Source organism: Paraburkholderia sp. Cpub6 (genome assembly GCF_014201065.1).
Taxonomy (GTDB): Bacteria; Pseudomonadota; Gammaproteobacteria; order Burkholderiales; family Burkholderiaceae; genus Paraburkholderia; species Paraburkholderia tuberum.
The window spans coordinates 1-5,197 of record NZ_JACHDM010000071.1; the positions used below are offsets into that span (position 1 = coordinate 1).

The 5,197-nt window shown below is 58.7% G+C and carries 1 protein-coding gene, 3 pseudogenes and 1 other annotated feature; of the genes and pseudogenes, 1 reads left to right on the forward strand and 3 read right to left on the reverse strand.

Annotated elements, in window-relative coordinates; genetic code table 11:
- Positions 1-1,088: 1,088 nt before the first annotated feature.
- Together HDG33_RS36560 and HDG33_RS36565 are read right to left on the reverse strand one after the other, a co-directional pair.
- Positions 1,089-1,244: pseudogene (locus HDG33_RS36560) on the reverse strand (IS5/IS1182 family transposase); the annotation flags it as partial.
- Positions 1,245-2,445: 1,201 nt separating this feature from the next.
- Positions 2,446-3,471, reverse strand: coding sequence for an IS110 family transposase (locus HDG33_RS36565; protein ID WP_184041154.1), 1,026 nt, complete (start codon positions 3,469-3,471; stop codon positions 2,446-2,448).
- 626 nt (positions 3,472-4,097) lie between these two features.
- Between HDG33_RS36565 and HDG33_RS36570 the strand changes: the two are divergent.
- Positions 4,098-4,900 (forward strand): annotated as a pseudogene (locus HDG33_RS36570) (IS3 family transposase); the annotation flags it as partial.
- Positions 4,379-4,495 (forward strand) — a sequence feature (AL1L pseudoknot). (Overlaps the previous pseudogene by 117 nt.)
- A gap of 40 nt (positions 4,901-4,940) precedes the next feature.
- Here HDG33_RS36570 and HDG33_RS38560 read toward each other — a convergent pair.
- Positions 4,941-5,197 (reverse strand): annotated as a pseudogene (locus tag HDG33_RS38560) (hypothetical protein); the annotation flags it as partial.

Consider the following 5,197-nt stretch of genomic DNA (forward strand, 5'->3'; position numbering starts at 1 on the left):
GCGCGTTCTTCCGCACTCAAATGCTTGTAGTTCTTCTTCATCGCAACACCCTACCTCATTCAAGGTGTTGCACTTGGAACTAGAGACTAAGAAGACTGTCAAAGCTGACAATCGAGGGTAAGTGTGCGGCGGTGCGCAGTACCAGCAACCCGCAGTTGTCCTTGTGTCGCGTCGACCTGAATCCGTTACCCGGCGTGTGCCCCGCGCTCTCAAGAAGTCACTTTGACGAATAGTCGCAAAGCGACACCGAACATTTGTTCGCCCCTTAAGGAACATTTGATACCGAGCATCAAATAATCGATCTAACTACAAATGACAAGGTTACACGGCAGAACAATGCAGCATAATTCGAAATAAGGATGGTGTAATTCATCGAAAGACAATTCAGATTCTTCTCTTCTCGCATACATATTAGGAATGAAGAATTATTATCGAATGGTGAGGAACATGCAGTGCATACATAGGCACCATGTGCGATGTATTTCACCTCAATTGTCGTTGCCGACCTCGTTTTTGATCCTGATGCCGAGATTCAAGCGAACCCACCCGATGCCCAACGCATGCTCGAACCGAGAGCATCGCGAATATACGGTTCATTCGTGCAACGGCAACTGCTTCAATTTCACGTCGGCAGCAATAGTGCGCTCTCTATTGCGCACCGGGCTTACCAGCCCACCGGCGGTCATTCAGGTGCTCCTGTCACCTCGGACGCTAAGCGCGGTATTGCCGCGCATGTCGGCTGCTACGTCCTCCGCCTATGTCAAAGCGGCCGCCCTAACTGAACCTGATTTCATACTGAAGGAGTTAAGCCATGAAGACGACAATATTCGTGTCTGCAGTGCTCCTGGGCATTCTCTCGCTTGCGGGCGTAGCGCAAGCGCAGGATGCATCCGGGCAACCAGATGAGCAATCGGCATCGGCCAATGCTAGCAATAACTCCGGGTATGGCGGGGTTTCAGGGAGCACCAGTGCAAGCGGCAGTATGGATCGCTGGGGGGCGGCTACCTGTGGTCATCTACCCCAATGCAACCCCGACAGTGGTCACTAGATAGTCACCCCTGAACAATTCTTTTCTCGTGCCGCCTGCGTCAAACCACTGCGTTGGCGGCAGTATTACAGTTGGACAAAGCAGCGAGAATGAAGGCACAAAGAAGCCGCAGCTTCCTGATGATCATCCTCAGGTTGTAGCCCGCGCCGCACAGCACCGCGTGCATCGAATCGCCGAGTGCGCCTTTAAGCCAACTCGGACCTCAGTCAGCATCCAAGATATCTAAGGGTCCCTCGCTTCCTCTCACCGTAGCATCGCGTCTAGCTTGGTACGCGGTAAGAGATCTCGGTGTCATGGAACCACGTGGGTGGAAATGCGTCGATCTCTATGGCTCGAACGGCTCCAAGATTTTGATGGCGCCGGACGACGCACGCCAGTTGGAGCCGCTCACGACAGTCCCATCAAGGGCCGCGGCATTCAACTCAGCACGTCGTACGGGGTACCTCCGGGAGCTTTGGAGCAGCCAAGATCGCTGGACAGGGGTTTCCGAACCGACAAGCCTTCGTCGATGCAGTGGCGAATGAAGGTATCTTGCCAAAGGAAGCATTCAGAAACTGTCCCTAACGATTGCATTCGTCGCTTTGGCTCGGATCAAGTTTCGTTTGAAACGCCAACCTACGAAGACGGCATAGGCACCATGAGCCGACTTGTGAAGTCGGAGGACCCGATTCAGGGCATGGCGAAGATGAACGAGGACAACGATGACACGTTGCTTGTAATGCGGCTGAACCCGGCGCTCCGCAACCTTGGCCCAACCATCCTGAGCGTAGAGCTACCGTAGTGGATTGTTCAACCGAGTTGCCCACCGTGAATGATCGCTTTCCGGTCGCGGACTTCTCCTCTGGGTCGCGAGAACTCATTCACTCGCATCGGCACATGACATTCGAGGCCACGACGGCGCGAGGGGCGGCAAAGCGCCCCTCAGTTGCCCATCAGTGGCCGACATTCCTACGTCCGCAATGGCCGAATTTTTGTCATTGAGCGAGAGTACCGGGTGACTGCCGGACTCTGATGCCCGGCGTCTGACCTCTCGCGTCGCGACCGGCGGCGATGGGTCCGGCGCCCGCCTGATCAGTCCGGAGAAGAGGAGGATACCCGCGTCGTCCCTGCGTACCGGCGCCTCCAAAGAAATCTATGATCAGCCTGACTTTTGCAAGCGAGGTGGTGTTGACGTAAATTGGGCTTGCGCAAATCTATCCGGGGTCGTTGTGGGAACAGGTGCCCGCCCCATGATGAGAGCCGCGCCGGGCAAACCTTAAAAAAGCCGCAGTATCGGAATACTATTTGCTTTGCCAGGTTGCTTGCTCGGCCGTTGAGCCGTTTATGTCTTCACGTATCTCGCGTCGCAAAACCAGGAAGTGACTTGGGTCAGAAGGAGTAACGTAGGCGGCGCACAGTCAGGCTGCTGCCACAGCCTGAGCACTTTGGTAGTGTGTTCCGCGGGCGAGGATGGCCCAGGCGATCCTCGCCAATTTGTTGGCCAACGCACAAGCGACCACGTTGGAATGCCGTCGGGCCAGCAGGTCGCGGACCCAGGCCCCCAGGCGATCGGCGTGCCGCTCGATGTGCAGCATGAGCGCTCTCGCGCACTGGACTAACAGTCGCCTCAAATTCTTATCGCCGCGCTTGCTGATTCCCAGCAGCGTGGGCTTGCCGCCGGTACTGTATTGGCGTGGAACCAGCCCGATGGATGCGGCGAACTGGCGAGCGCAAGCGAACTGGTGGGCGTCGCCCAATTCGGTTGCCAGCACGCTGGCCGTGATTGGGCCGATGCCGGGAATCTCCAGCAGGCGCTGGCTGCGTTCGTCCTCCCGCAGTTGCCGGATCAATTCGCTTTCGAGTTGCGCGACTTGTTCGTCGAGGTACTTGAAATGTGCCTGCAGACGCTCGAGCAGCGCGACTAGTCGCGGCGGCAGATCATGCGAGGCCAGCACGGCAGGAAGTCGGCGGATGACGCCCATCCCCTTGGGCAGGCTCACGCCGAATTCGAGTAGAAAGGCATGAATCTGGTTGACCGTGCCGGTACGGTCGCGCACCAGCGCTTCGCGTACCCGATGCAGCGCTGAGATCGTCTGCTGCACCTCGTTGCGCGGACTGACGAACCGCATGCTGGGACGTGACGCGGCCTCGCAGATCGCTTGCGCGTCGGCGAAGTCATTCTTGTTGCCTTGCACGAAAGGTTTGACGAACTGCGGGGATATCAGCTTCGGGTGGTGCCCAAGTTCCTGGAGGCGACGGGCGACCCAGTGAGCGCCGGCACAGGCTTCCATGACCACCGTGCAGCTCGGAACACGGGCAAGCAGTGTGAACATCTGGTTGCGCGTCAGCTTCTTGCGCAACACCATGTGGCCCGATGCGGACTGTGCGTGCAGGTGAAAGCAATGCTTGCCAGGATCGATTCCAATCAACGAGATGGTGTCCATGACGATCTCCCATAAGGAAACAGCCCGATCAGCGTAAGCCGATCGGGCTGTTTCGGTCAGGCTGACCATCTCATTAAAGCCCGCGCGCGGCGGGCCGGAATCCATGCGGAGACATGGAGGAGACGGCTTAGGTATGAACCCTGGCTCGATCTTCTGCACGCCCCAGGGTGAAAGACCGTGTCACGGACCCGGCCCCCACGCCACGGCCGGGGAGGGCGCGCCGCGCCGGGGGACGGGGAGTGTCTGTGCGGCCCCGGCAGGCCGGCGAGGGCGGGGGCGGGCTGGCCGCGATAAGCGGCGTTTGGGTGTTAAAAGGTTTCAACAAATCTTGTTAATACCCGCGCCTCTTGCCATCGCATGTCTGGTTTTCCAACGCGGACGCCAAGGCAGGGTCTCCCGGATTGTGCGCCGTGGGGCCTACAGAAAAAGTGGAGTACATGCATAGTTCGTCGGCAGTCTTCTGTATCGACGCCAATAGCTCGGCCAAGACGATGGAATAGTCCCTCAACAGGGCGCAAATCGCCGAGGTATCGGCGTATATCCACGATGTCAGAGCCTATCCTACAGACGCGGGCCTGAACCGCCCCGGATTTTGTGGAGGCTCCAACTCTTGAGAGAATGGAGCCATGAACAAGAAGGTAACCAAGTTTTCCCCGGAAGTCCGGGAGCGCGCAGTGCGCCTGGTGCGCGAGCAGCGTAGCGAACATCCGTCGATGTGGGCGGCGGTCGAATCGATTGCGCCCATGATCGGCTGCACACCGCAGACACTGCACGAGTGGATCAAGCGCGACCAGGTCGACCACGGTGAGCGCGATGGCGTGACCACAGACGAGCGCGAGCGCCTCAAGGCCTTGGAGCGCGAAGTCAAGGAGTTGCGTCGTGCCAACGAGATTCTCAAGGTCGCGAGCGCGTTTTTCGCCCAGGCGGAGCTCGACCGCCGTTTCAAGTCCTGAAGGCCTTCATCGATCAGCATCGCGACACCTTCGGGGTCGAGCCGATCTGCAAGGTCTTGCGGATTGCCCCGTCGGGTTACCGACGCCATGCCGCGCAGCTTCGTGATCCGTCGCGGCGCTCTGTTCGCGCAATCCGCGATGAACGTCTGCGGCCGGAGATCAAGCGTGTGTGGCAGGCCAACATGCAGGTCTACGGCGCGGATAAAGTCTGGAAGCAGATGAACCGGGAGCGTATCGCGGTGGCGCGCTGCACGGTCGAACGGTTGATGAAGCAACTGGGTTTGCGCGGCGTGATGCGAGGCAAGCGTGTTCGCACGACTGTTCCTGATGCCATAGCCCCGCGCCCGCTGGATCGGGTCAATCGCCAGTTCAAGGCGGCACGGCTGAACCAGCTCTGGGTTTCGGATTTCACCTACGTTTCGACGTGGCAGGGCTGGCTGTATGTGGCTTTCGTGATCGATGTGTTCGCTCGCCGTTGAGGTTGACCCGGTTCGACGGATAGATTTGCAGTTGAGTTTAATGCGGTGTGGCACCTCCCGATAAGATCAAATCGCGGGTTGTCCACGGCCGGGTGGCGGGTCGCCTGTCACGACCACGACGCTGCCTGGCGGTGGACAACCCGCGCCGCGATAAGCTTTGACCTTGCGCATGCAGGTTTTCGAACTCGAGCGGCGAACAGTAGCCGATGCTGCTGTGCAGGCGGCGTATGTTGTACCAGCTCTCCAGAAACGAGAACAGACGCCGCCTTGCCTGTTCGTGGGTCGCGAAGTGTT